At 67.6% G+C, this 20,171-nt stretch carries 26 protein-coding genes; 12 read left to right on the top strand and 14 right to left on the bottom strand.

Features of this window, described 5'->3' with window-relative positions:
* Positions 1-22: 22 nt before the first annotated feature.
* The 4 genes from ACYQ4T_RS19220 to ACYQ4T_RS19205 all read left to right on the top strand — a co-directional run bounded on the left by ACYQ4T_RS19220 (position 23) and on the right by ACYQ4T_RS19205 (position 2,177).
* Positions 23-919 carry a DMT family transporter gene (locus tag ACYQ4T_RS19220; protein WP_459857574.1) on the top strand — a complete coding sequence of 299 codons (897 nt, stop codon included), beginning with the start codon at positions 23-25 and terminating at the stop codon, positions 917-919.
* Positions 920-1,021: 102 nt separating this feature from the next.
* Positions 1,022-1,387 (top strand): ArsC family reductase, encoded by a 366-nt coding sequence (locus ACYQ4T_RS19215; RefSeq protein WP_459857572.1) that lies wholly within the window; start codon positions 1,022-1,024, stop codon positions 1,385-1,387.
* 26 nt (positions 1,388-1,413) lie between these two features.
* A complete protein-coding gene (locus ACYQ4T_RS19210; RefSeq protein WP_459857570.1) occupies positions 1,414-1,812 on the top strand; it encodes a DUF4345 domain-containing protein in 399 nt (132 codons plus the stop codon).
* Positions 1,812-2,177 carry an MmcQ/YjbR family DNA-binding protein gene (locus ACYQ4T_RS19205; protein ID WP_459858071.1) on the top strand — a complete coding sequence of 122 codons (366 nt, stop codon included), beginning with the start codon at positions 1,812-1,814 and terminating at the stop codon, positions 2,175-2,177. The genes ACYQ4T_RS19210 and ACYQ4T_RS19205 overlap by 1 nt, the downstream gene beginning before the upstream one ends.
* A 14-nt stretch (positions 2,178-2,191) precedes the next feature.
* Here ACYQ4T_RS19205 and ACYQ4T_RS19200 read toward each other — a convergent pair whose 3' ends face one another.
* Positions 2,192-2,920, bottom strand: a complete 729-nt coding sequence (locus ACYQ4T_RS19200; protein WP_459857567.1) for a hypothetical protein — start codon at positions 2,918-2,920, stop codon at positions 2,192-2,194.
* A 104-nt stretch (positions 2,921-3,024) separates the two neighbouring features.
* Positions 3,025-3,450 (bottom strand): Ohr family peroxiredoxin, encoded by a 426-nt coding sequence (locus ACYQ4T_RS19195; RefSeq protein ID WP_459857565.1) that lies wholly within the window; start codon positions 3,448-3,450, stop codon positions 3,025-3,027.
* A 139-nt stretch (positions 3,451-3,589) separates the two neighbouring features.
* On the opposite strand from ACYQ4T_RS19195, the gene ACYQ4T_RS19190 reads away from it, so the two are divergent.
* Positions 3,590-4,144 carry a winged helix-turn-helix transcriptional regulator gene (locus ACYQ4T_RS19190; protein WP_459857563.1) on the top strand — a complete coding sequence of 185 codons (555 nt, stop codon included), beginning with the start codon at positions 3,590-3,592 and terminating at the stop codon, positions 4,142-4,144.
* Here ACYQ4T_RS19190 and ACYQ4T_RS19185 read toward each other — a convergent pair whose 3' ends face one another.
* Both ACYQ4T_RS19185 and ACYQ4T_RS19180 read right to left on the bottom strand, forming a co-directional pair.
* Positions 4,145-4,780, bottom strand: a complete 636-nt coding sequence (locus tag ACYQ4T_RS19185; RefSeq protein ID WP_459857560.1) for a Vgb family protein — start codon at positions 4,778-4,780, stop codon at positions 4,145-4,147.
* 36 nt (positions 4,781-4,816) lie between these two features.
* Entirely contained in the window at positions 4,817-6,040 is a 1,224-nt protein-coding gene (locus ACYQ4T_RS19180; protein ID WP_459857558.1) for a hypothetical protein, read from the bottom strand.
* 116 nt (positions 6,041-6,156) lie between these two features.
* Between ACYQ4T_RS19180 and ACYQ4T_RS19175 the strand changes: the two genes are divergently transcribed.
* The 4 genes from ACYQ4T_RS19175 to ybaK all read left to right on the top strand — a co-directional run bounded on the left by ACYQ4T_RS19175 (position 6,157) and on the right by ybaK (position 9,025).
* Positions 6,157-6,921, top strand: a complete 765-nt coding sequence (locus tag ACYQ4T_RS19175) for a DUF899 domain-containing protein (protein ID WP_459857556.1) — start codon at positions 6,157-6,159, stop codon at positions 6,919-6,921.
* A gap of 21 nt (positions 6,922-6,942) precedes the next feature.
* The gene (locus tag ACYQ4T_RS19170) at positions 6,943-7,170 is read left to right on the top strand and encodes a hypothetical protein (protein ID WP_459857553.1); all 228 of its coding nucleotides are present in this window, start codon (positions 6,943-6,945) and stop codon (positions 7,168-7,170) included.
* 88 nt (positions 7,171-7,258) lie between these two features.
* Positions 7,259-8,533, top strand: a complete 1,275-nt coding sequence (locus tag ACYQ4T_RS19165) for a hypothetical protein (RefSeq protein WP_459857551.1) — start codon at positions 7,259-7,261, stop codon at positions 8,531-8,533.
* Between the two features lie 18 nt (positions 8,534-8,551).
* Positions 8,552-9,025 carry a Cys-tRNA(Pro) deacylase gene (gene ybaK, locus ACYQ4T_RS19160; RefSeq protein ID WP_459857549.1) on the top strand — a complete coding sequence of 158 codons (474 nt, stop codon included), beginning with the start codon at positions 8,552-8,554 and terminating at the stop codon, positions 9,023-9,025.
* A 136-nt stretch (positions 9,026-9,161) separates the two neighbouring features.
* Here ybaK and yghU read toward each other — a convergent pair whose 3' ends face one another.
* From yghU to ACYQ4T_RS19140, 4 genes are all read right to left on the bottom strand, one after another.
* The gene (gene yghU / locus ACYQ4T_RS19155; RefSeq protein ID WP_459857547.1) at positions 9,162-10,043 is read right to left on the bottom strand and encodes a glutathione-dependent disulfide-bond oxidoreductase; all 882 of its coding nucleotides are present in this window, start codon (positions 10,041-10,043) and stop codon (positions 9,162-9,164) included.
* A 49-nt stretch (positions 10,044-10,092) separates the two neighbouring features.
* Positions 10,093-10,692: a DNA-3-methyladenine glycosylase I gene (locus ACYQ4T_RS19150; RefSeq protein WP_459857545.1), complete on the bottom strand. Its 600-nt coding sequence runs from the start codon at positions 10,690-10,692 to the stop codon at positions 10,093-10,095.
* Positions 10,689-11,288 carry a TetR/AcrR family transcriptional regulator gene (locus tag ACYQ4T_RS19145; protein WP_459857543.1) on the bottom strand — a complete coding sequence of 200 codons (600 nt, stop codon included), beginning with the start codon at positions 11,286-11,288 and terminating at the stop codon, positions 10,689-10,691. Before ACYQ4T_RS19145 ends, ACYQ4T_RS19150 begins: the two co-directional genes overlap by 4 nt.
* Positions 11,289-11,380: 92 nt before the next feature.
* On the bottom strand, positions 11,381-12,454 hold the full coding sequence (locus ACYQ4T_RS19140) for a class I SAM-dependent methyltransferase (RefSeq protein ID WP_459857540.1): 1,074 nt from the start codon (positions 12,452-12,454) through the stop codon (positions 11,381-11,383).
* A gap of 125 nt (positions 12,455-12,579) precedes the next feature.
* On the opposite strand from ACYQ4T_RS19140, the gene ACYQ4T_RS19135 reads away from it, so the two are divergent.
* Entirely contained in the window at positions 12,580-13,638 is a 1,059-nt protein-coding gene (locus tag ACYQ4T_RS19135; protein ID WP_459857538.1) for a GlxA family transcriptional regulator, read from the top strand.
* Between the two features lie 87 nt (positions 13,639-13,725).
* Here ACYQ4T_RS19135 and ACYQ4T_RS19130 read toward each other — a convergent pair whose 3' ends face one another.
* The 3 genes from ACYQ4T_RS19130 to ACYQ4T_RS19120 form a co-directional block, all read right to left on the bottom strand.
* Positions 13,726-15,033, bottom strand: coding sequence for a methyl-accepting chemotaxis protein (locus ACYQ4T_RS19130; RefSeq protein ID WP_459857536.1), 1,308 nt, complete (start codon positions 15,031-15,033; stop codon positions 13,726-13,728).
* The gene (locus tag ACYQ4T_RS19125) at positions 15,008-15,526 is read right to left on the bottom strand and encodes a PAS domain-containing protein (protein WP_459857534.1); all 519 of its coding nucleotides are present in this window, start codon (positions 15,524-15,526) and stop codon (positions 15,008-15,010) included. The genes ACYQ4T_RS19130 and ACYQ4T_RS19125 overlap by 26 nt, the downstream gene beginning before the upstream one ends.
* 180 nt (positions 15,527-15,706) lie before the next feature.
* Positions 15,707-16,270, bottom strand: a complete 564-nt coding sequence (locus ACYQ4T_RS19120) for a methylated-DNA--[protein]-cysteine S-methyltransferase (protein WP_459857532.1) — start codon at positions 16,268-16,270, stop codon at positions 15,707-15,709.
* Between the two features lie 121 nt (positions 16,271-16,391).
* Here ACYQ4T_RS19120 and ACYQ4T_RS19115 point away from each other — a divergent pair, with 121 nt between their 5' ends.
* Positions 16,392-16,805 (top strand): GFA family protein, encoded by a 414-nt coding sequence (locus tag ACYQ4T_RS19115; protein ID WP_459857530.1) that lies wholly within the window; start codon positions 16,392-16,394, stop codon positions 16,803-16,805.
* A gap of 33 nt (positions 16,806-16,838) precedes the next feature.
* Here ACYQ4T_RS19115 and ACYQ4T_RS19110 read toward each other — a convergent pair whose 3' ends face one another.
* Positions 16,839-17,450: a TetR/AcrR family transcriptional regulator gene (locus ACYQ4T_RS19110; protein ID WP_459857528.1), complete on the bottom strand. Its 612-nt coding sequence runs from the start codon at positions 17,448-17,450 to the stop codon at positions 16,839-16,841.
* 135 nt (positions 17,451-17,585) lie between these two features.
* Between ACYQ4T_RS19110 and ACYQ4T_RS19105 the strand changes: the two genes are divergently transcribed.
* Positions 17,586-18,407, top strand: a complete 822-nt coding sequence (locus ACYQ4T_RS19105) for an oxygen-binding di-iron domain-containing protein (RefSeq protein WP_459857525.1) — start codon at positions 17,586-17,588, stop codon at positions 18,405-18,407.
* A 6-nt stretch (positions 18,408-18,413) separates the two neighbouring features.
* Here the strand turns inward: ACYQ4T_RS19105 and ACYQ4T_RS19100 are convergent, their stop codons facing one another.
* Together ACYQ4T_RS19100 and ACYQ4T_RS19095 are read right to left on the bottom strand one after the other, a co-directional pair.
* The gene (locus ACYQ4T_RS19100) at positions 18,414-18,959 is read right to left on the bottom strand and encodes a methylated-DNA--[protein]-cysteine S-methyltransferase (RefSeq protein WP_459857522.1); all 546 of its coding nucleotides are present in this window, start codon (positions 18,957-18,959) and stop codon (positions 18,414-18,416) included.
* A 131-nt stretch (positions 18,960-19,090) separates the two neighbouring features.
* Entirely contained in the window at positions 19,091-20,044 is a 954-nt protein-coding gene (locus tag ACYQ4T_RS19095) for a lipid kinase (protein ID WP_459857519.1), read from the bottom strand.
* Positions 20,045-20,171: the final 127 nt, after the last annotated feature.

The following is a 20,171-nucleotide window of genomic DNA, read 5'->3' as shown; positions in this document are numbered from 1 at the left end:
GTGCGAAGCACCGAGGACGAGCATGAACGCGAACCGCGATGTGGCGAAGCTGGTCGCCGGGTTGATGCTGATCGGCACGGTCGGCGCGGGTGTGGTGGCGACCGGGCTCGACGCGATCACCATCGTGTTCTGGCGGAGCGCCATCGGGGCCGGGTTCATGCTGGCCTGGTGCCTCGCCACCGGGATCCTGCCCGACCGTTCGCTCAGCCGCCGCAACCTGATGCTGGGGATGGTGGCGGGGGTGAGCCTGGTGCTGAGCTGGGCGGCCTTCTTTGCCGGGATCCTGCTGACCAATATCAGCACCGCCACCATCCTGTTCCACATCCAGCCCTTCCTGATCCTGCTGATCGGCGCGGCGGTCTGGAAGGAGCGGGTGACGCGCGACCAGCTGCTCTGGCTGATCGCCGCCTTCATCGGCGTGGTGCTGGCGAGCGGGCTCACCCGGTCGCACCGCCTTTCACCCGGGGAGATCGATCCGGACTGGCTGCTCGGCATCGCGATCAATCTCGGCGGCGCGCTGCTCTATGCGGTGACGGCGATTGCGGGCAAGGGTCTGGCCGGGCAGCGCGGCGAGATCACCACGCTGATCCAGACCGTGGTGGGCTGCATCCTCTTCGCGCCCTTCGTCGATTTCCATCAGGCGATCGCGCCGGCCGCCTGGGGCTGGCTGGCGATGATCGGCGCGGTGCAGACCGGGATCGCCTGGGTGCTGCTCTATTCCGCCTATCCGCGGGTCTCGACGCCGCTGATCGCGGTGTTGAGCTTCGTGAACCCGCTGACCGCGATCGGCACCGACTGGCTGTTCTTCGACCGGCTGCTCGGTGTCGCGCAGGCCGCCGGGATGGCGCTGATCGTGACCGGCACGCTCGGCGTGAAGCTGGGCTGGCGGCTGACGCCGCGGGTGCCGCGCGGCGCCTGAGGCGGCGGGACCGCCCGGGAGCGCCGCGGGCAGGGACTCGACAGCGGGTCCCGGTTGCTGCTTTCATCCGGCCGCGTTCTCGGCATTTGCGGGAGTCGGTCGGTGGCCGCGAAGATCTACGGCATCAAGAATTGCGACACGATGAAGAAGGCCTTCGCCTGGCTGGAGCAGCAGGGCGTCGCCTATGACTTCCACGACTACAAGAAGGAGGGCGTCACCAAGGCCGCGCTGCAGAAATGGTGCAAGGCGGCCGGGTGGGAGGCGGTGCTGAACCGCGCCGGGACCACGTTCCGGAAACTGGCCGAGAGCGAGCGGGCGAACCTCAACGAGGCCAAGGCGATCGCGCTGATGCTGGCGCAGCCGTCGATGATCAAGCGCCCGATCCTGGAATCAGGTGGGGTCGAGACCGGCGGGCAGATCGAGATCGGCTTCAAGCCGGAGCGCTACGCCGCGGTGTTCGGCAAGTAGCGCCGATGCGACACGCGGGCCGACAGATGAGCAAGCGGCTGCTGCAATCGGCGGTCGCGGTCTGCTGCCTGGTGCCGATCGCGGCCGGGGGCGCCGGGCTGGCGCTGGGGCCGGCGCTGGTCGGTGACGCCGGAGAGGGGCGCGACCTCGACAGCCATTTCCGCTATCTCTGCGGGCTGCTGCTGGGGATCGGACTCGGCTATGCCGCCTCGGTGCCGGGGATCGAGCGCAAGCGGCTACAGTTCACCTTGCTCAGCACGCTCGTGGTGATCGGCGGTGTCGGCCGGCTGCTGTCGCTGTTCGCCAAGGGCGCGCCCTCGCCGGTCATGCTGGCGGCGCTGGCGATGGAGCTCATCGTGACGCCGCTGCTGACGCTCTGGCAATGGCGGGTGGCGCGGCGCGCCGGCGGGCGGTTCCTGTCGTGATGACCTATGCGCAATACAACGCCTTCTGCCGGAAGCTCACCGCCACGACCCATGTGGTGCAGTGGGGCGGCGCCCATGTCTGGAAGGTCGGCGGCAAGGTGTTCGCGATCGGCGGCTGGCATGACGACCACCCCGCCTTCACCTTCAAGGTGAACGACATCGCCTGGGAGATGTTGAAAGCAACGCCGGGCTGCCGGCCGGCGCCCTATCTCGCCTCGCGCGGGATGAAATGGATCCAGCATTACGATGCGCCGGGGCTCAGCGACCGTGAGCTCAAGGACTATATCCGGCAGTCGCACAGCCTCGTCGCGCGCGGGCTGTCGAAGAAGAAGCGGATCGCCCTGGGGCTGCCGGTGGGCGACTGACCCGCGCGAAGCGCTCAGTATTTCCGCGTGAAGGCGCCGTCCTCGTCGGAGAGCCGGCCGTCGACCCAATCCAGCACCCAGGTCTCCTCGCCACCGGTGCCCGCGCCGGGCTTCCAGCAATAGGGGTCGATCCAGGAGATCTCGGCCGGCCCCTGGGGCTGCAGGGACATGGTGGTCGCATCGACCGTGACCGTGTATTTCCGCTTCCACCGATAGGTCCCCACACGGGGGCTGGGGCTGTAATTGGTGCTGGACTCGCAGCCGGTGAGATACCAGTAGGTGCGCAGGGACGTCCGGTACTTGACCGTCAGCTCCGCGGTGCCATCGGCATTCAGCACCAGCTCGTCTTCCCACTCGAGCGAGCCCGACTTGTCGTCATAGTCTTCCCGGCCGCTGCGCGCGTAGGTGCCGGCCGGCAGCGGCGGCGCCGATAGAGCGGCCGGCGCCGCGGCCGCGGGCGCCGCAGACCCGGGCGCAACGGACTGGTATCCGCCGTATTGGTCGAGCACGTCCGCCGGGGACGTGCCGCGCAGATCGGCGAGCAGGGCCGCGGCCTTCTGCCGGAACGGGCTCTGCGGGTATTTCACCAGGAAGTCCACCAGCGCGGCGTCGGTCGGCGCGCGCTCGATGGCGCTCCAGGCTTCGAACTCGCCCGGCGCTTCGGCCAGCACCGGCGCGCGCGCCAGTCCGATCAGAAACAGCACCGCCAGCAGGACCAGGCCGGCGCGCGCGAGGCGACGCATGCGATTCTCCAAACGCGTTTTGCAACCGCGGATCCTAGCGATCGCCGCCTTGCTGTCCAGCCGGATCGGGCCCGCCGGCTTGCGACGGGCCCGATGCCTTGGCCTTACGCGATGGTGGTCGTGACCTCGATGTTGCCGTGCACCGCCTTCGAATAAGGGCAGATGCCATGGGCGATCTCGGCCAGTTCCGCGGCGGTCTCGCGATCGACGCCGGGGACGGTCACGGTGAAGCGCGCGGCGAGGAAGAAGGCGTTTCCGGATTTGTTGAGGTCGATCTCGGCATCGACTTCCGGGCTGCCGGCGAGCTTCACCTGGCGCTGCGCGGCGGCGAGCTCGATGGCGCCCATGTAGCAGGCCGACCAGGCGGCGGCGAACAGGTTCTCGGCGGCCGGGTGCGGCTGCGCCAGCGCGAGATCGACGAAGCCGTCGGCGCTCCTGGCATAGCCGTCGCGGCCGCTCTTGCTGTGGGTCTTGCCGGTGACGAGGGTCTTTGCGGTCAAGGCGGAAGTGGTCGGGGTGATGGCGTTCATGGCGGTCTCCTGTTGCGAAGGTTGAGGGTTCGGGTCCTGTCCGGTCCGGCGGGCCGCCGTTCGCGACCCCTTGCTTCCGTTCCGATGCCGAACCATATTGCTATGGAAATCATAGGGGCAAGTGGCTATGAAAACGAAAGTGACAAGGATCACAGGAAGCCGCGGGAAGGCCCGGGTTTCCGCGCTTCCCGCCCCGGCCCCGTCGGCGCTGGACCCGGGCACGCTCTGCCCGGTGGCGCGGGCGGTGGCGGCGGTCGGCGACCGCTGGACGCTGCTGGTGCTGCGCGAGCTCTTCGCCGACAACCACCGCTTCGAGGAGATCCAGGCGCAGACCGGCGCCACGCCGCAGATGGTGGCGGCGCGGCTGAAAGCCCTGGAGGCGGAAGGCCTGGTCGAGCGCCGCCTTTATAATGCGCGACCGAAGCGGCACGACTACCACCTGACCGCCAAGGGCGAGGCTTTCTATCCGGTGATCCTGGCGATGCGGGCCTGGGGCGAGACCTGGCTGAAGACGCGCAAGGAAGGCCGCACGGTGGACTTCATCCACAAGAGCTGCGGCAAGCCGGCGGGTCTCGGCACGGTCTGCGAAAGCTGCGGCCGGGTGCTGAAGCGGGAGGATCTCTCCGGCGCTTTCAACCCCAGCTACCAGGCCGAGCGCGATGCGCGGCTTGCGGCGTTCAAAAAGAGTCGCTGATCAGCGCTTCGGCCGCCGAACCGCGCGGAGCTTGCCGCTCCGGGCGCCGCCGCAGAAGAAGCGGTCCTTGCCGTCGGATTCCAGGCCGGAGATGAAGCTGCCCTCCGGCATGACCAGCTGCTCCAGCACTTCGCCGCTCCCGGGATCGACGCGGCGGAGCTCGCTCTCGTCGCCTTCCCAGGTGGCGTGCCAGAGCTCGCCCTCGACCCAGGAGACTCCCGTGACGTAGCGGTTGGATTCGATGGTCTTCAGGATCTTGCCGGTGGCGGGATCGACCTGGTGGATCTTGCGGTCGTGATACTGGCCGACCCAGAGCGTGCCCTCGGCCCAGGCGAGACCCGAATCCTTGCCGTCGCCCGGCGAGGGAATCGTCGAGAGCACGCGGCCGGTCTTGGGGTCGATCTTCTGAATCTGCTTCTCGGCGATCTGGTAGAGATGCGTGCCGTCGAAGGCGGTGCCGGCATGGGCGGCGACGTCGAGCGCGCGCACCAGCTTGCCGCTCTCCGGGTCGAGCGCGTTCAGCTTTTCGCCGGAGGCGAACCAGACGCTGCCGCCGTCGTAGGTGACGCCGGCCACCTGGTCGACGCCGTCGAAGGGCCCGTATTCGCGGATGATCTTGGCTTCGGTCCTGGACATGATTTCTTCCTGAATGGCGCTGGCGATGACGGGAAGCTAAGCGCTCGCCAGCGGGGTCGGGAGTAACAAGGTGGTCGTGAATCCCGGGACCGGCGGCGTGGTCCAGCGCTGGGCCCGGCCGCGGCCGAAGGACTGCACCTTGCCCGAAGCGGCGAGATCATCCAGCGCGCGCTGCACCTGGCGCTGGCTGGCGCCGAGCGCCAAGGCCAGAGCCGAGCTCGACCAGGATTCGCCGTCGGCCAGGAAGGCCAGCACCGCGGCATGCTTCTCCCCGACCGGCCGGGCCAGTACCACGACCTCGGGCGCGCGGCGCGGCGCGAGCGCGAATCCGCCCGGGGTCGCGGTGACGCTGGCCAGCGGCCGCAGCACCGCGCGCAACCGGCCGATCTCCACCCGCAGCCGGGCGCGGTGCGATTCGTCGGCGCGCCGGGCGCCGAAGGCACGGTTGACCAGCGCGTCGCGCGAGACGTCGCCGGGCCAGGCCTCGCCCAGGGCCTGGGCGAGCGCGAAGAGGACCGGCCGGCGCGCGAGCGCCACCGCGCCCTTGGGATCGCGCAGGGTATAGCGGCAGGCATCGATCACCAGCGCCTTCGAGGTTTGCAGGGCCTCGACATCGGCAAGGCGCAGGAGTTGCTCGCGGCCCTGCGTCACCAGCCGCGCGGCGGGCGCGTTGAGGATCTGCCTCGCGCGCTCGACCTCGGCGATCAGGCCGGGAATGCGCGACGCCGCGGCGGCACTTCTGGCGCGGGCGAGGGCGGCGCGCGCCGGCCTGGTGCGCAGCCGCCGCATGGCGATGCCGGCGGCGACGAGTTCATGCCCGGCGCGCAAGGCCGGGGGCAGGCGTGCCGGCTGCAATGCGGCGAGTTTGCTCTCGGCTTGGTCGAGATGGCCCATCAGCAGCAGGCGCCGCACCTCGAGATGCCGGGCATGCGCGGCATTGGCGCGGTCGCCATGCTGCTCCAGGGTCGCCCGCGCGGCGTCGAGCGCCTTGGCCGGCCAGCCGAGGTCGCGCGAGACGAAGGCGATCTCGGCTTCCGCCAGCATGCAGCGGGCGCGGGCCAGGGCCTCGCGCGGCCCGAAGGCGCGCGCCGCCTTCCGCACCAGCAGACGCGCGCGGTCGAGATCGCCGAGCTGGGCCATGGCGATCCCGCGCAAGGCCAGCGCCGGCGCATCGTCACGCAGCGCGATCCGGTTCAGCGCCGCGATCGGGTCACCGGATGCCAGCGCCCGTGCCGCCGCGGTGATCAGCGAGTCCATCATGACTCCATCGGGCAAGAATCCATTGGGGAAAATCCCGCCACACTTGTCACTCCCAGGCTGCGATCGCCGGAGCTTAAGTCTAGCGCACCGGAAACACCAACCAAGGAGCGACCATCATGACGACACATGCCACGGCATCCCGCGAGAAATGGCTGCAGGCGCGGCTCGACCTGCTGGCGGCGGAGAAGGATCTGACCCACCGCAGCGACGCGGTCGCGGAACTGCGCCAGGCCCTGCCCTGGGTGCGGGTCGAGAAGGACTACATGTTCGACACCGAGGCGGGCCGCGCAACGCTCAAGGACCTGTTCCAGGGCCGCTCGCAGCTCATGGTCTATCACTTCATGTTCGGCCCCGACTACACCGCGGGCTGCCCGTCCTGCTCGGCGATCGCCGACGGCTTTGACGGCGTGATCCCGCATCTCGCCAGCCACGACGTGATGCTCTGGGCGGTGTCGCGGGCGCCGCTGGCGAAACTCTCCGGCTACAAGCGGCGGATGGGCTGGGAATTCCCCTGGGCCTCCTCGGCGGGGAGCGACTTCAACGCCGACTTCAATGTCTGGTTCACCGACCAGCAGCGGCAGGCCGGCACCATCGAATACAACTACAAGCGCGGCGGCCATGCGATGGACGCGGCGCAGTATCCCGAGCCGGTCCGGCAGTTCGCCGCCTCCTGCGGCACCGACGCGCCGACCTATACCCGCGACCGGCCGGGCCTCTCGACCTTCGTGCTGGAGGACGGCGTGGTCCATCACACCTATTCCGCCTATGCCCGCGGGGTCGACGGCATCTGGGGCATGTACCAATTCCTCGACCGCGCGCCCAAGGGCCGCAACGAGCAGGGCATCTGGTGGAAGCGCCACGACGAATACGCCAAGGCCTGACGCCCGGGAGGAGCCCATTCCATGAGCGCGCATCTGCTCGACAAGGACCTGCCGTCGCACGCCGCGGCCGTTCTCCGCTTCGCCGCGACACCGGTCTTCGGGCTCCTCGCCTTTGCCAGCGGCGGCGCCGCGCCGGACATGCTCTGCATGCACGCGGCGTCGCCCTGGGGCGGGATGGGCCTGATGTATGGATTGATGGCGGCGTTCCATCTGGCGCCATGGCTGAAGCTGGCCTCCCGACTGCGCTGACAGGTTGTATTTATTGCTTGCGTCGGTCGGCGGTCTGAACTGAACTGACGATGTTTCGCTTGGGCCAGGGCACGACAACAGCTCCGAAATGGATAAGCGCGAGTTCCTGGAGATTCGAGCCATGGCCAACCCAAGCGTGAAGACGGGATTCCTGTCTTCGCAGGTCATACCGCTTGAAGCTATAGCCAACGCCTTTATCGAGGCCACAAGGGGCACGCCTCTGCAGCCGTTCGCCGCGGCGAAGCCGGCAAAGCTGGGCGGGTGGGACGGATTCCGAGTGACGCTGCATCCGAACGCCATGCCCGTGGAGATTCTGGCCGACAGGTCCACCCTTCGTCTCGGCATCATTCGTTTCAGTGCAATCACGAGCGTTACGGGTCCCGGATATCACGCCTTCGTAATCGCTTGCATGGATGCGGTGCAGGCCAAGCTCGGCTTGAAGTGGGACTATGTCGGGAGAAGCGATGACGATACCGGTTACGCTCGGACCCGCGATTTTTCCGGCCTGCAGCATGCAATGGCGCGCTTCTTCCGAAACCGCTGCCGCCAGGTCGTCGAGGAGCGAAGCCGCCCCAGAGCCGCCGGCACACCAGCAGCCTATCTCGGCATACCTGTCGGCGAGGTTTGGGAAGGGGACGAAAACGAGATCCTGACCCACTTCGGGCCGAGATCGTTCGAGGAAGTCGAGCGCTGGTCGGCGCTGGAGGGTGATTCGTTAGCAGGCGCCGCAGCCGATTTCTTCCCATGGTGGGGGCAGGGTTTCGAGGGCAGCTTCCATCGCGGAGTCGCACTGGATTTGATGTGGCGACGCATGCGTTGGGCAAAGCCGCTCGAGCGCAACGAGGCCACCATGATGGCCAATGTCCTCACCTGCCTGAGCGAAGCGATGCGGCACGGGTACCGATTACCCGTTCCGCTCGGTGTCATCAGCGAGATCATGACACTGGTCGGTCCGGAGGCGCCCGTATTCCCTCATCCAAAGGGCATCGGGTATCGTCGCCGCAACGCCTGGATCACGATGAACGGATGGTCCGTGAGCATACCCAGCAGCCTCGTTCTTGAATTCAACGAACCCGGACGCTTTGCCGTCGGGAACGGCGCCTTCAGGGTACAGGTTTCGGATGGCATCCTCAGTCCCGGCGCGGATCACGGCGGCGAGGCACTGGCGCTCGGTGAGGTTGCAAGGGATCGGGGCTTCTATCCCGCCGATGACGGCAAGGGGTTTGTGCTGGATGCCGCGGTGCGGACGCCATCCAAGCGAGGACCAGACCGCCTTTGCCTGGTCAAGATCTGGATGGCGGATGAGAACTGGCGCAATCTCGCCGAGGCAATTGTCGATTCGGTCACGCTGACCAAGACATAGCCGGCTTGGTGGAATCGGATGTCCAAAGCGACGCGCGCGACCAAGGCGCTGGAGCAGGCGAAGGTCGACTTCACCGTGCATGCCTACGACTACGACCCCGATGCGGACAAGGTGGGGATGCAGGCGGCCGCGGCCCTGGGCGAGGAGCCGGCGCGGGTGCTGAAGACCCTGATGGCCCTGGTCGACGGCAAGCCGGTCTGCGTGATCGTGCCCTCCGACAAGGAGGTCGCGATGAAGAAGCTGGCCGCGGCTTTCGGCGGCAAGGCGGCGCAAATGATGAAGCCCGCCGATGCCGAGCGGATCTCCGGCTACAAGGTCGGCGGCATCAGCGCCTTCGGCCAGATGAAGCCGCCGCGGGTCGCCATCGAGGCCGAGGCGATGCAGCACGACCTGGTCTACATGAACGGCGGGCAGCGCGGGCTGCAGCTGCGGCTGAAGCCGGGCGACGCGGCAGCCGCCTTGAAAGCGATCGTCGCGCCGCTGGTGGCTTAGCGGTTTAGCGCTGGAGCTTCCCCCGCGCGCTTCTCGAAACATCACGGCTGCATCAACCCCCGCCCTCACCCGCCCCCATCTTGGGGGCGGGAAGCGGGAGAGAGTCTTCGCTACCGCTCGCAGGCGGTCGCTGCGACTAAGTTGCCGGCTGCAGCTTGTCCTGGGTCCTGGTCTCGAAGTCCTTGGCGTCGTGGCGCTCGTGGAGCTGCTCCTTCGGATCGCCGGACATGCGGTTGACCATGCGGCCGCGCTTCACCGCCGGACGGGCATAGAGCATGTCGGCCCAGCGGTTGAGGTGCTTGTATTCATGGGCGCTGAGGAATTCCGCGGCGCCGGTGTAGGAGTAGCCCTTCGCCACGCCGCCATACCAGGGCAGGATCGCGATGTCGGCGATCGTGTACTTGTCGCCGGCGATGTATTCGGTCTTGGCCAGCTGCTTATCGAGCACGTCGAGCTGGCGCTTCACTTCCATGGCGAAGCGGTCGATCGCGTACTCGATCTTGAACGGCGCATAAGAATAGAAGTGGCCGAAGCCGCCGCCGAGATAGGGCGCGCTGCCCATCTGCCAGAACAGCCAGGAGAGGACTTCCGCGCGCTCGGGCGACGTCACCGCCGGCACGAAGGCGCCGAATTTCTCCGCGAGATAGAGCAGGATCGCGCCGGATTCGAAGACCCGGATCGGCTTCGGCCCGCTGCGGTCCATCAGCGCGGGGATCTTGGAGTTCGGGTTGACGTCGACGAAGCCGCTGCCGAACTGGTCGCCCTGGCCGATCTTGATCAGCCAGGCATCGTATTCCGCGCCCTTGTGGCCGAGGGCCAGGAGCTCCTCGAGCAGGATGGTGACCTTCTGCCCGTTCGGGGTTGCCAGCGAATAGAGCTGCAGCGGGTGCTTGCCGACCGGCAGCGCCTTCTCATGGGTCGGGCCGGAGATCGGCCGGTTGATATTGGCGAACTCGCCGCCATTGGGCTTGTTCCAGGTCCAGACCTTGGGCGGCGTGTAGGCAGTCGCGTCATTCATGAGGATGAACTCCAGGCACTAAAGGGGAATGTGTCGGGGGAATAGAGACTCACTTTGGACGTTTGAAGCTCTTGCGGGCGCGTTCGACCTTCGAGCGAATAGCACAGTCTTCAACATGGTCATTGACCAGGCCCATGGCCTGCATGAAAGCGTAGATTGTCGTCGGGCCGACGAATTTCCAGCCGCGTTTCTTCAGCTCCTTCGAAAGCGCGATGGATTCGGCGGAAGTCGCGGCCGTCTGCGGCTTGGCGGGGCGGCCAGCCTCATAGCGCCAGAGGAAGGCAGCCAGCGAGCCTTCCGATTGCACCATCTCCCGCGCGCAGCGGGCGTTGTTGATGGCGGCCTCGATCTTGCCGCGATGGCGAATGATGCCTTCGTTCTGCAGCAGGCGCTCGACATCGCGGGGCGTGAAGCGCGCGACCTTGTTGAAGTCGAAGCCTTTGAAGGCAGCGCGGAAATTCTCGCGCTTGGCCAGGATGGTGCGCCAGGAGAGGCCGGACTGAAATCCTTCCAGGCAGAGCTTCTCGAACAGGCGGAAGTCGTCATCGACCGGATAGCCCCACTCGCTGTCGTGGTAATGCGGGAATTCCGGCGCCGATCCGGCCCAGCGGCAGCGCCGCTTGCCGTCCGGTCCCGTCACCGTGGTCATCTTGCAGTTCCCCTGGAAATCTCTTCCTCCAGCCATTCCTCCATCAGGCGTACCTCGCGGCGGATGAAGGCCTCGTCGTGGAAGGCATTGGCCAGCGCCGCGACGCCCTGGCTGCGCGCCAGGAGGTGCAACGCCAACTTATCGGCATCCGCCTTGCGCCCGAGCGCGGCGAAGTGCTTGGCGAGCCAGGCGCGGAACAAGCCGAAGAGCCGGTTGGCGTCGGGCTGCGATGGATGGTCGAGCTTGGCGAGCTCCGCGGTCAAGGTGCCGACCGGGCAGCCGTAGCGCTGGATGTCGTTGCGGTTGGCGATGAGGATGTTGATGAAGCTGCGGATGCAGTCGGCGGACGACTTGGGGGCCGGTCCCTCGGCTTCGCGCTCCCAGCGTTCGAGCAGGCGCTCCCGCTTGGCGATCCGCGCTTCGATCACGGCGTCGAGGATCTCGTCCTTGGATTTGAAGTGGTGATAGAAATTGCCGCGCGAGATCTCCACCACCGCGGCGATGTCGGCGAAGGAAGTCTGCGCGTAGCCCTGCCGGTAGAAGAGGGCATCGGCGGCGGCGACGATCTCGGCGCGGGTGGAGGTCTCTTCGCGCATCGGCTCCCTGACAGCGACTTGGACGCTCGTCCTAGCCCAGAGACTAGGACAAGCGTCCAAGTGCCGTCAAGAGCCGACCAGTTGGGCGCCGATCAGACCCGGGCCTCCAAAACCAAGTTGAACGGCGTCTCGACCGCGCGGCGGAACTGCGAGAAGCCCGCCTTGCGGAAGACCTCGGCGAGCCGCGCCTCGCCGGCCTGGGCGCCCAGTACCATGCGGCCGCCTTCGGAGATTGCGTGGGCGCAGCAGATCATGGTCGACGCGGCGTAATACATTCGCGCGACGGGCGAGATATTGTCCTCGACCCGGTCGTTGGCGAAGGGCTCGACCAGCATCACCGTGCCTTGCGGCGCCAGCGCCTTCCTTGCATGGGTGGCAGCGGCGACCGGATCGCCCATGTCGTGCAGGCAGTCGAAGAAGCAGATCAGGTCGTATTTGCCGGGATAGTCATCCGCCTTTGCCTTGGCGAAGCTGACCTGGCGCTCGACGCCCGCCTTCACCGCGGCCTGGTTGGCCTCCAAGACCGACTCCGCATGGGCGTCGAAGCCGCGGAACTTGGAGTTCGGGAAAGCCGCCGCCATCAGGTTGGTGGAATGCCCGTGGCCGCAGCCGATGTCGGCGACCACCGCGCCGGCCTGCAGCTTCGCCACAACGCCGTCCAACGCCGGCAGCCATTGCTGGACCAGGCTGGCACGGTAGCCGTTGCGATAGAAGCCGGCGACGCCGCAATAGAGGCGGTGGTCGTGGTCGCCCCAGGGAATGCCCTGGCCGGTCCTGAAGGCTTCGACCGCCTTGGCCTCATCCGCCCACATCGAGGCCGGGACCTGCCAGGCGAGTGGAATGAAGGCCGGGCTCTCCTCGTCGGCGAGCACGAAGGCCTGCTCGGGCGTGAGCTCGTAGGTGTCGCTGATGGCGTGGTAGTTCACATAGCCGCCGGCGGCCTGGGAGCCCAGCCATTCGCGCACGTAGCGCTCGGCACAGGCGGCGCGGCCGGCGAGATCGCGCGCGGTCATCGGCCCGGCGCCGGCCATCGCCTTGTACAGGCCGAGCTTGTAGCCGAGGCTGACCATGATGCCGCCATAACCGGCGGAAATGTCGTTGATCACGCGGCCCATCAGCGCTTCGAGCTTCTGGGGGTTGATGGCCGCGGCTTCGATTGTATCCATGCAATTCTTCTCCGCTCTTGACCGCAGGGGGTTCTGCGTCGCGCCGGAGAATGACGGCGGTCACGCCGCGAAGGCAGAGCGGGACTGTCCAGAATAGGGTCGTTTGTGCCAGTTTCGCCGCCGCCATGACCCGCCAAGCCATACCCGCGCCAGGACAGCAGCCGCTCCATGTGAGCCTGGTCGCCGTGCCGGAATGCGCGATCTCGACCTTGAGCGGGATCTTCGACGTGATGAACGCCTTCTCGATCCTGCCGAAGGAGACGCCGGGGTTGCTGGCGCCGGCACCCTTCACCGTCCAGGTGGTCGGACGCGCACCGGGCCCGCTCGATCTCGCGAGCCACATGCCGGTGACGGTGGAGCGCGGCATCGATGCGGTGACGACAACCGACATCATCATCGTGCCGTCGCTGTTCATCGGCCCAAACGGCTGGGAAAAGGGGCGCTATCCGGAGCTGGTGGAATGGCTCACGGCGATGCACGCCCGGGGCGCCCTGCTCTGCTCCGCCTGTTCGGGGATCTTCCTGCTGGCGGAGACCGGCCTGTTCGACGGCATGGAGACGACGGTGCATTTCGGCTACGCCCGCACCTTCGCCGAGACCTTCCCGAAAGTGCCGAGTCATCCCGAACGGGTGCTGGTGATCGCGGGGAGGAACGAGGAGCTGGTCACATCGGGCGCGTCGATGACCTGGCACGACCTGGTGCTCTACCTGATCAGCCGGCATGCCGGCGCCACCGCGGCGCAAACCGTCGCCCGCAGCTTCGCCCTGCAATGGCATCAGGACGGGCTCACCCCTTACATCGTGTTCGAGGGCCGCACCGATCACGGCGACCGCGCGGTCCAGGCCGCCCAGGACTGGATCGGCAAGCACTTCTCCGTCGCGAACCCGATCGAGGAGATGGTGAAGCGCACCGGCCTCGCCGAGCGCACCTTCAAGCGGCGCTTCACCGCCGCGACCGGGCTGAGCCCGATCGCCTATGTGCAGCGTCTGCGGATCGAGAACGCCAAGCGCCGGCTGGAGCGGACCGAGACCGCGGTCGACGAGATCGGCTGGCAGGTCGGCTATGAGGAGCCGGCCTTCTTCCGCCGGCTGTTCAAGCGGGTCACCGGCCTGACGCCGGGGACCTATCGGCGGCGCTTCCGCATCCCGGATTATGCGCGCAGCGGCAGGAAACGCTCAACCTGAACGTCATGCCCGGGCTTGACGCGGGCATCCTCCTCCGGTCGGCGCGAGATTGCCGGATCAAGCCCGGCAATGACGCCCCTTGTAGCGCTAGATCACGCGCTTCAGCTCGCCCAGGAACTTCGCCAGCTCGCTGTTAAGATTGGCGGACTGGAGCTTCAGCGATCCGATCGAGTCGGCGAGCACCGACGCCGCCGCTTCCGTTGCGCCGGCCGCCTCGCGGACCCCGGTGATGTTGCTCGCCACCTCGGCCGCGCCGGTCGAGGCATGCTCGACATTGCGGGCGATCTCCCTGGTGGCGGCGGCCTGCTGCTCCATGGCGCCGGCGATCGCGGTCGACGCGCCGGTCATCTCCGTGATCACCGCCGCGGTCTCGCCGATGGTGGCGGAGACGGTGTCAACCGAGCCCTGGATCGCTTCCACCTGGGCGACGATATCCTCCGTCGCCCGGCCGCTCTGGGTGGCGAGGCTCTTCACCTCCGAGGCGACGACGGCGAAACCCTTGCCGGCTTCACCGGCGCGCGCCGCCTCGATCGTGGCGTTCAGCGCCAGGAGATTGGTCTGGGCGGCGATGTCGCGGATCAGCGTGATGACCTCGCCGATCTTGGCCGCGGAGCCGACCAGCCGGCGCACGTCCTCGCCCGCCTGGTTGGTGCGGGCGGTCAGCTTGTCCGCCACCTGCACCGAGGTCTGGACCTGGCGGTTGATCTCGTCGATCGACGCGGTGAGTTCCTCCGTCGCCGAGGCGACGGATTCCAGGCTGACCGAGGCCTCCTCGCTGGCCGAGGCGACCGCGACGCTGCGGCTGTTGGTGACGGCGGTGGCCTCGTTGAGCGAGGTCGCGGTCTGGTCCAGCGCGGTGCTCGCGGCCTCGACCTTGGCGATCACCTCGGCGGCGGTCGCCTCGAAGCGCTGCATGGCGTCGCCGGCCTCCTTCACCTTGGCGCCCATTCCGGCGGTGGCGGTGTTGATGGCGCGCGCGGTGCGGCGGAACTCGCCGGCCATGCCCGCTTCCATCACCCGGCGGTCGTAATGCTGCTCGGTCACGGCCTGCAGCGAGGCGCCGGATTCGCGCACGAAGGCGTCGGCGCGGTCGGCGAGATCGTTGACCGCCCAGAGCACCTCGCCCAGCAGGTCCTTCTCCTCGACGTCGTTCAGCCGGCGCTCGAAATCGCCTTTCTGCAGGTCGACCATGACGGCGAGCGCCTGCTGGAGGCGACGCCGCATGCGTAAGTTCGCGAGCAGCGCGAAACCTGCCGCGAGCAGGGCGGCAACCAGAACCGCCAGCACCGCCCAGGCGGGCAAGCCGCCGGCGACGAGCGCCAGTGCGACGACGATCAGGCCGGCGGCGAGGCCGAGGCCGAGCGTCAGGCTAGAGAGAGAAGATGAAGCGGTCATAGTCGGTGCCCTTGGCCTTCAGTTTCTCGTTCAGCGCCGCATAGGCGGCGTTCATGCCGTCCTTGCGGTTGGCATGGCTCTCCTCGATGGCGCGGAGCTCGGCATAGAGCGGCGCAATCACCGTGTCGACCGCCGCCTTCTTGGCGACGCGCCGGTTGGAGTGATAGCCGGCGATCTGGCCATCGGCGCCGTAGGACGGGGTGACATGCGCCAGCACCCAGTAATGATCGCCGTTCACCGCCCGGTTCACCACATAGGCGAACAGCTCGCGGCCGGACTGGATGCGCTCCCAGAGCAGCTTGAAGACGCAGCGCGGCATGTGGGGATGCCGGATCAGGCTGTGCGGCTCGCCGATGGTCTGCTTGAGGCTCAAGTCGGCAATGCTGAGGAAAACACGGTTGGCGTAGGTGAGGCGGCCTTTGAGGTCGGTCTTGCTGACGATGATCTCGTCTTCACCGAAGTGGCGCTCTCGACCGGTGAGGGTGGCGTCCATGTTCGATCCATGTGGTGGCGTTTACCCGCAGATCTCTCCTTCTGACACGAGAATGGAAAAAATTCGGTAAAGTTGGCCTTCATTCTCGGCTGTGGTGTTTTGCCGCTGCCCGCAGATTTCGCTGGCTGGAACGCCCGGGGTCACCGGCAGAGACAAGCCGTCAGGCTGTGCCGGGCGCGATCAGAAGGCCAAAGATTGCTGGGCCGGGGGTGGCGGACTGAGATCCACACCTTCCAAGGCGAGCATCTTCAGTTTCGAATCCGCGCCGCCGGGCGCGGAGAAACCGCCGACCTTGTTGCCGGCCGCGAGCACCCGATGGCAGGGGATGATCAGCGGCACCGGATTCTTCGCCATGGCCTGGCCGACGGCGCGCGCCGCTTCGGGCCCGGCGCCGAGCGCCTTGGCCAGACTGCCATAGGTCGTGACCTGACCATAACCGACGCTGCGGAGCGCAGCGTAGATGCGGCCGAAGAATTCATCCTGGCCCTCGAGATCGAGTTCGATATCGGTGAAGTCCACCGCCTCGCCGGCGAAGTAGCGCCGCGCCGCGGCGATCGCGGCGGCGACCGGCGAAGGCGGCGTGCCCGGCTGCGCCGCCGGAAAGCGCCGCAGCATGTTGCGCTCGGCGGTCGCCGCATCGCGGTCCGGCAGCTGGAAACGCGCGATCCCGGCCGGTGTCCAGCCGATGGCGCAGAAACCGGCCGCGGTCTCGAACACGGCGTATTGGTGTAATGCGTCGGTCATGGCCTTGATCCTTCGATCCTCGGACTATGACATGGCGTCGCTGAGTCGGGAATGCGCTCCGATTCTTGCTCTATTCCCGGCGGCACGCTAGGCAGGTCATGGACAGCGAGGGAGCGCGATCATGATCAGCGGCGGATGTCTCTGCGGCGCGGTGCGGTTCACCGTCTCGGAAGGACCGATCCTGGGGCGGGTCTGCTGGTGCAAAGTGTGCCAGAAGCTCGGCGCCGGCGGACCGGCGGTGGGGGCCGCGTTCAAGTCGGCGGCCGTCACCGTCACGGGCGAACTGCGAGACTACGAGAGCACCGCCGACAGCGGCAACAAGATGCACCGCAAGTTCTGCCCGGTCTGCGGCACCCAGCTGTTCAGCCAGGCGGAATCGCGGCCGAACCTGGTCTTCATCCGCGCCGGCGCGCTGGACGATCCGGAGATCGCCAAGCCGAGCTCGACCATCTGGGTGAGCAGCGCGCCGAGCTGGGCCTGCATAGATCCGGACCTGCCGCAGATCGCGGGGCAGCCGGCGCCGATTCAATCTTAGGATTCTTCGCGGCGAGGCGCGCGGGTTCCAGCGTCAGCCGCGGGATTCCCGCACGCCGTCGAGCCATTGCATGACCAGCGCCACCTTGGCTTCGGTGTCGAGGGCGCGGTCTTCGAGATTGGCCCAGGTCGCATAGGCGAGCGCGTGGTGGAGGGTCGCGGCAAGGTCGCGGCGGACCACGCCCTTGCGGCCGAAACCGGCGGCGATAGATTCGGCCACCGCGCCGAGATGGTCGTCCACCTGGGCGAGCACCGGCTGGATCGGCTTCACCAGGCCGGCGTCGCGATAGGCCACCGTCCACATGCGCTGCGTGTCCGCGTAGTAATCGTAATGCGCGGCCAGCGCCGCCGCGGCGCGGGACATCGGCTCACGGATCCCTTCCCAGAGCGCCGCGTTAGGCAAGGGATGCAGCGCGCCCCAATGCGCGGTGCAGGCGGCGAACATTGCCGCCTCGTCGGGAAAATGGCGATAGAGGGTGAGGCGCTGCACCCCCGCCCGCTCGGCGATGGCGCTCATCGGCGTGTGGGCCGGGCCGAGCTTCTCGTGCAGCGCGACCGCCGCCTCGACGATGCGCCGGCGGGTCTCCGCCTGGGATTCCGCCCGCGCCGATAATCGATAGGTCCGCTTTTTTGTGCGCTTCGTCACGACCACCTCATTCAGTGAACATAGTCGTTCACTGGATTGTTGACCAGTCCTCCCCGGCGCCGGTACAGACTTTTTCACAAAACAAGCCTGTTCACCGAAATCATCGATAACCCGAACCGAGAGGAAACCTGCCCGATGTCAACCAACGAAGCCCTGACCGCCCCGATCCTGACCGCGCCGCGCCGGCTCGGCGCCGACTGGACGATGTTCAACGCCTGGGCGCCGCTGCCGGGCCTGGGTGCGATCGCGATCAACTCGCTGCTGCTGAAGGGACGGGAGCCGGTGCTGGTCGATACCGGCATCGCGCCGCTGGGCGACGCCTTCCTGGGGCAGCTGGAGCAGGAGATCGATCCCGCGGAACTCGCCTGGATCTGGATCAGCCATGCCGATGTCGATCACATCGGCGCGCTGCAGAAGGTGCTGGACCGCGCGCCCAAGGCCAAGGTGGTGACCGGCTATCTCGGCATGGCCAAGCTCGGCCTCTTGGGCTTCGACATGAGCCGGGTCCAGTTCCTGGAGCCGGGCTCGGTGTTCGAGGCCGGCGGGCGGCGCCTGCACACGGTGCGCCCGCTTTACTACGACGCCTCGGAGACGATGGGCTTCTTCGATCCCGCCGCCGCGCTGCTCTACACGGTGGATTGCTTCGGCGCGGTGCTGCCCGCCCCGGTCGATTCGGTCGAGGACGTCGCCGCGGCCGACTTCCGCAACGGCATGATGACCTGGTCCGGGATCGACTCGCCCTGGCTGAAAGGCGCCGATCGCGCCGCGCTCGGCCGCGGCCTCGCGGCGATCGACCGCCTGGCCCCGGCGCATCTCGTCTCGGCGCATCTCCCGGTGCTCGAAGGCCGCGCTTCCACGCTCACCGGGCCGATCGCCGAGATCTATTGCCATGGCGCCTTGCTGCACGACCCGGCGAATACCGAGCCGGCGCTGGCGCCGTTCGCGCTGGCGGCTTGAGTATCTCTAGGCGGCGGCTTTCGGCGCTTTGAAGGCGGCGCCCTCATGGGTCAGCAGCCATTCCTTGCGGTGAAGGCCGCCGCCATAGCCGGTCAGCGAGCCGTCGCGGCCGATCACGCGGTGGCAGGGCACGACGACGCTGATCGGATTGAGGCCGTTGGCGGCGCCGGCGGCGCGGATCGCTTCCGGCTTGCCGGCGCGGCCGGCGAGCTGGGTATAGGTCCAGGTCTTGCCCGCCGGGATCTTGCGCAACACCGCCCAGACCTTGCGCTGGAAGGGCGTGCCGGCGCTCTCGACCGGAATCCCATCGATCGCCTCGAGATCGCCGGCGAAGAAGGCCTTCAGCCGATCCATCACCGGCCAGGCCGCGGCAATGCTATCGTCCAGCTTCACGCCGCCCGAGGCGCGGTAAATCCGATCCAGGCCGGTTTGCATCCGGGCCACATGATCTTCCCAGTCCAGCACGCGCAGCCGGCCCTCAATGTCGGTGGCGATCAGCGCGACGCCGATCGGCGTTTCCAGGCGCGAGAGAGCGAAGGTCACTCTGGACATGGCGATAGGCTCCATGGGGCACTCCTCATTCTCATACTCCGGACCTGGGCGGAAGATGAAGGATAGGCCTTCGCCTTGGCACTCCGGTTCTTGCGCCGGTGCGGGCTGCAAAATGCAGCAAGGAGGCGGTGCTACAGCTGCGTCGCGGCTTCGGCCGGCTTCTCTTTCGGCGCGAAGACGGTGATCGCTTTCGGCAGCAGGTTGAACCTTGCGGGCGTGAAGGTGACCAGCTCGCCGTCGGTGTTGATCGGGCGCGGACGCCGGGTGCGGATCTCGAAATGCTCGCCCTTGGTGGCGCGCACCTCCTCCCAGAGGCCGTGGCGACCCTCGCGGAAGGCCTTGGCCATCAAGAGCAGCTTCCAGACCCGATCGACCTCCAGCGAATAGAGATCGAGATGGCCGTCGTCGATGGTGGCGCTCTCCTCGACCGCCATGCCGCCGCCGTAATAGCGGCCGTTGCCGATGGCGATCTGCAGAGTCTTCACCCGCGCGGTGCCCTCGGCGCTGGAGATCTCGGCGTGGAAGGGCCGCGCCTGGCTGAGCACGCGCAAGGCGGTCAAGGCATAGCCCAGGCGGCCGAAGCGGCGCTTGGTCTCGCGGCTGAGAGAGTTCGCGAGGTCGGCGGAGAGGCCGATGCTGGCGACGTTGAAGAAGTGATGGCCGTTGACCTCGCCGATGTCGATCGCCTGTTTCCGGCCGGCGGCGATCACGTCGGCGGCCTGCTCGATGTCGGTCGGGATGCCGAGCGTGCGGGCGAGGTCGTTGGCGGTGCCGGTCGGCAGGATGCCGAGCGGCAGGCCGGTCTTCAGCAGCGCCGGCGCCACCGCGTTCAGGCTGCCGTCGCCGCCGGCGATCACCACCGCCTCGCCCTCCGCCGCGTGCGCCTCGATCCAGGGGGCCACCTCGGTCGGCGACTGCGGCGAGGTGACCGTGAGATCGACGCCGGCGGCGTTGAGCCGCGCGATCGCGATCCCGGCCGCGACGCCGCCCGAACGGCTGTTGCGGTTGATCACCGCGAGCATGCGGCGGCGCTGCCTGGGCGCGGCGGCGGCCGCGGTGGCGGTCTTGGTGTCGCTGGCCGTCATCGCGTCTCGCTTTGGGCTGTCGGGGGCCGGGCTGTCGGGAAATGGGATATTGGGGGAGAAACACGCCGGACAAGGCCGCGGTTGCCGGAAATGACCGGAAACTTGCCCCTTGACGGAACGGGTTTCG

The sequence above is a fragment of the Dongia sp. agr-C8 genome, assembly GCF_054658695.1.
Note: the sequence above shows the minus strand (reverse complement) of the source record. Positions and strands in the feature narration are given on the sequence as shown.

Bases quoted from the DNA above. Each gene is read 5' to 3' on its own strand.
- ACYQ4T_RS19105 (WP_459857525.1), top strand. From the start codon at position 17,586: ATGTCAACCAACGAAGCCCTGACCGCCCCGATCCTGACCGCGCCGCGC.
- ACYQ4T_RS19120 (WP_459857532.1), bottom strand. From the start codon at position 16,270: ATGACCGACGCATTACACCAATACGCCGTGTTCGAGACCGCGGCCGGT.
- ACYQ4T_RS19205 (WP_459858071.1), top strand. From the start codon at position 1,812: ATGACCTATGCGCAATACAACGCCTTCTGCCGGAAGCTCACCGCCACG.
- ACYQ4T_RS19135 (WP_459857538.1), top strand. From the start codon at position 12,580: ATGACCCGCCAAGCCATACCCGCGCCAGGACAGCAGCCGCTCCATGTG.
- ACYQ4T_RS19220 (WP_459857574.1), top strand. From the start codon at position 23: ATGAACGCGAACCGCGATGTGGCGAAGCTGGTCGCCGGGTTGATGCTG.
- ACYQ4T_RS19100 (WP_459857522.1), bottom strand. From the start codon at position 18,959: ATGTCCAGAGTGACCTTCGCTCTCTCGCGCCTGGAAACGCCGATCGGC.
- ACYQ4T_RS19175 (WP_459857556.1), top strand. From the start codon at position 6,157: ATGACGACACATGCCACGGCATCCCGCGAGAAATGGCTGCAGGCGCGG.
- ACYQ4T_RS19210 (WP_459857570.1), top strand. From the start codon at position 1,414: ATGAGCAAGCGGCTGCTGCAATCGGCGGTCGCGGTCTGCTGCCTGGTG.
- yghU (WP_459857547.1), bottom strand. From the start codon at position 10,043: ATGAATGACGCGACTGCCTACACGCCGCCCAAGGTCTGGACCTGGAAC.
- ACYQ4T_RS19095 (WP_459857519.1), bottom strand. From the start codon at position 20,044: ATGACGGCCAGCGACACCAAGACCGCCACCGCGGCCGCCGCCGCGCCC.
- ACYQ4T_RS19145 (WP_459857543.1), bottom strand. From the start codon at position 11,288: ATGCGCGAAGAGACCTCCACCCGCGCCGAGATCGTCGCCGCCGCCGAT.
- ACYQ4T_RS19170 (WP_459857553.1), top strand. From the start codon at position 6,943: ATGAGCGCGCATCTGCTCGACAAGGACCTGCCGTCGCACGCCGCGGCC.
- ACYQ4T_RS19195 (WP_459857565.1), bottom strand. From the start codon at position 3,450: ATGAACGCCATCACCCCGACCACTTCCGCCTTGACCGCAAAGACCCTC.
- ACYQ4T_RS19180 (WP_459857558.1), bottom strand. From the start codon at position 6,040: ATGATGGACTCGCTGATCACCGCGGCGGCACGGGCGCTGGCATCCGGT.
- ACYQ4T_RS19125 (WP_459857534.1), bottom strand. From the start codon at position 15,526: ATGGACGCCACCCTCACCGGTCGAGAGCGCCACTTCGGTGAAGACGAG.
- ACYQ4T_RS19115 (WP_459857530.1), top strand. From the start codon at position 16,392: ATGATCAGCGGCGGATGTCTCTGCGGCGCGGTGCGGTTCACCGTCTCG.
- ACYQ4T_RS19185 (WP_459857560.1), bottom strand. From the start codon at position 4,780: ATGTCCAGGACCGAAGCCAAGATCATCCGCGAATACGGGCCCTTCGAC.
- ACYQ4T_RS19130 (WP_459857536.1), bottom strand. From the start codon at position 15,033: ATGACCGCTTCATCTTCTCTCTCTAGCCTGACGCTCGGCCTCGGCCTC.
- ACYQ4T_RS19150 (WP_459857545.1), bottom strand. From the start codon at position 10,692: ATGACCACGGTGACGGGACCGGACGGCAAGCGGCGCTGCCGCTGGGCC.
- ybaK (WP_459857549.1), top strand. From the start codon at position 8,552: ATGTCCAAAGCGACGCGCGCGACCAAGGCGCTGGAGCAGGCGAAGGTC.
- ACYQ4T_RS19165 (WP_459857551.1), top strand. From the start codon at position 7,259: ATGGATAAGCGCGAGTTCCTGGAGATTCGAGCCATGGCCAACCCAAGC.
- ACYQ4T_RS19140 (WP_459857540.1), bottom strand. From the start codon at position 12,454: ATGGATACAATCGAAGCCGCGGCCATCAACCCCCAGAAGCTCGAAGCG.
- ACYQ4T_RS19200 (WP_459857567.1), bottom strand. From the start codon at position 2,920: ATGCGTCGCCTCGCGCGCGCCGGCCTGGTCCTGCTGGCGGTGCTGTTT.